Genomic DNA, 2,832 nt, shown 5'->3' on the forward strand with positions numbered 1-2,832 from the left:
GGGTGGGAGGCCGGGTTCGGGGTGGTGGTCGCGCCGTTCGTGCGGGCCGCCGTCGATCGGCTGACGGCGGCGGCCGAGGCGGAAGGGCTCGGCGGGCAACTCGTCGGGCTCGCCGCGCGGGTGCTCGTCCTGGAGCTGAACGTGCAGCGCGTACGGGGCGAACTGCGCGGCGGGACGCCACAGGAGCGCTTCGGCTCGTTCGTGGCACGTTTCGCCACCCGCAACGGGCTCACGGACCTGCTGTCGGAGTACGTGGTGCTGGCCCGGCTGCTCGCCCGGTCGAGCGAACTGGCCGTCGAGTCCCGCCTGGAGTTCCTGCGCCGGCTCGGCCGCGACCGGGACGAGATCGTGCGGCTGATGTTCGGCGGGACCGATCCCGGCAGGGTCGTCGAGGTCGTCACGGGGGCCGGGGACCACCATCGGGAGGGACGCTCCGTCGGGCTGCTGCGGTTCGCGGACGGGCGGCGGCTGGTCTACAAACCCCGGCCGGTGGCCGTGCACGCGCACTTCGACCGGGCACTGCGGTGGCTGAACGCGCGGGTGCCGGGGCTCGGCCTGCGCGGCCTCGCTGTGCTCGACCGTACGGGCTACGGGTGGGTGGAGCACGTCGCGCCCGGCCCGTGTGCGGACGTGGCGGGCGTGCGGCGCTGCTACCGGCGGCAGGGCGCGCTCCTGGCGCTGCTCCACACCCTGGACGGCGTCGATCTGCACTACGAGAACCTCGTCGCCGCCGGGGACCAGCCGGTGCCGGTGGACCTGGAGACACTGTTCCATCCCCGCCTGCGCGGCCCCGCCGGGGACGACCCCGCCGATGCGGCCCTGGACGCGTCCGTCGCCCGGGTGGGACTGCTGCCCGCCGTGGTGCCCGCCGTGGTGCCCGGCGAGCGCGGCGGCGTCCTGGACCTGAGCGGCATGGGCGGGGACGCGGGCCAGCCGTTCGAGGTCGCGGGCTGGGCCGGAGCGGGCGGTGACGAGATGCGCCTGACCCGCGCGCGGGCGTCCCTCCCCGGCAGCGGCAACCGGCCGGGTGCCGTGGCCGCGCCCGAGGCGGATCCGGCCGACTTCGCCGAGGAGGTCGTCGCGGGCTTCACCCAGGCGTACGAGGCGATCGCGGCGGGACGCGGCGACCTGCTGGCCGGCGGCGTGCTGGCGGCCTTCGCCGACGACGAGATCCGCGTGGTGGCCCGGCCGACGCGCACGTACGGGATCCTGCTGCGGGAGTCCACCCACCCGGACGCGATGCGGGACGCCCTGGACCGCGACCGGGTCCTCGACTCCCTCTGGGCCGCCTCGGCGGCGGACCCGGCCCGCCGGCTCCTGGTTCCGGCCGAGACCGCCGACCTGTGGGACGGGGACATCCCCCTGTTCGCCGGCCGGCCCGGCGCGCGCGAGGTGTGGACGAGCCGGGGCGCGCGGATCGCCGGCGTCCTCGACGGTGAGAGCTTTCCCTCCGTCGTCGCGAACCTGCGCGCGATGAACGAACGGGACCTGGCCCAGCAGAACTGGATCATCCACGCCTCCCTGGCCACCCGCCCCTCCACCCTCGGCACGACCTCGCCCACCCACACCCGTCCCGCAGCCCGGCGGGCGGGGTCGCCCGCGCAGGAGCCCGGCTCGGGGATCGCGGTGCACGTCGAGCGGATGGTGGCGGCGGCCAGGGAGATCGCCGGCCGGATCGCCGCGCACGCTCACCACGGCCCGCGAACGGTCAACTGGCTCGGCCTGGAGCCGGTGGGCGAGACCCGCTGGACGGTCGGGCCGCTGAAGAACGACCTCTACGGCGGCCTGCCGGGGGTCGCGCTCTTCCTCGGCCAGGTCGCCGGGGTGACCGGCGAGCAGCGTTACGCGGACCTGGCCCGCCGGGCGATGGCGTGGGTGCCCGCGTTCGCCGAGCACCTGACCGGACGCCCGGGGCCGCTCCCGTCCGGCCGCGCCGGGACGCCGGGATGCGGCGCGTTCAGCGGCACCGCCGGGCTGGTCTACGCCCTCACCCACCTGGCCCGCGACCTCGACGCCCCGGACCTGCTCGACCACGTCGGACCCCTGATCGGCGTCCTGATGGAGGAGGTCGCCGCCGACGAGGTGCTCGACGTCGTCGGCGGCGCGGCGGGCTGCCTCGCCGTGCTGCTCGCCGTGCACGACGCGACCGGCCTGCCGCTCGCGCTGCGCGGGGCGCGGGCCTGCGCCGACCGCCTCGTGGCGACCGCGCGGCCCCAGCGGGCGGGGGTGGCCTGGCCCGGCGCTCTGTCGGTGGTCCCGCTGACCGGGTTCTCGCACGGGACGTCCGGGATCGGCTGGGCGCTCCTGCGTTTCGCCGCCGCAACGGGCGAGCACCGGTACGCCAAGACCGGCCTGGCCGCTTTCGCCTACGAACGTGCCCTCTTCGACCCCCTGATCGGCAACTGGCCGGACTTCCGCGACCGTCCGGACGCGCGGGCCGCAGCCGGGGACCGCCCGCCGCCCATGCAGGCGTGGTGTCACGGCGCTCCCGGCATCGGCCTGGCCCGCGCCGACCTGCTCCACGAGCACCCCTGCCTGGCGCACGACCTGGACGTCGCGCTCGCCTCGTTCCTCGCGGCACCGCCCGGCGGCACCGGCCACAGCCTGTGCCACGGGGAGCTGGGCAACCTCCTGTTCCTCGCCGCGTCCGTCGCCGCCGGGCGGGACGACCTCGCCCCCGTCCTCGGCCACCGCGCCGGAGCGCTGCTCGACGAGCTCGCCGCAGGTCCACGCTGCGGGACCCCGGCCGGTGTGCCCACCCCTGGCCTGATGGCGGGGCTGGCGGGCATCGGGCACGGCCTGCTGCGACTCGCCCGCCCCGACCGGGTGCCC

1 protein-coding gene is annotated in these 2,832 nt (G+C 76.9%); it reads left to right on the forward strand.

The window, feature by feature from the left end:
• The coding region (locus tag FAF44_RS52705; RefSeq protein ID WP_237111040.1) for a type 2 lanthipeptide synthetase LanM family protein at positions 1–2,832 on the forward strand (2,832 nt) is incomplete at both ends.

Source organism: Nonomuraea sp. MG754425, assembly GCF_021699195.1.
Taxonomy (GTDB): Bacteria; Actinomycetota; Actinomycetes; order Streptosporangiales; family Streptosporangiaceae; genus Nonomuraea.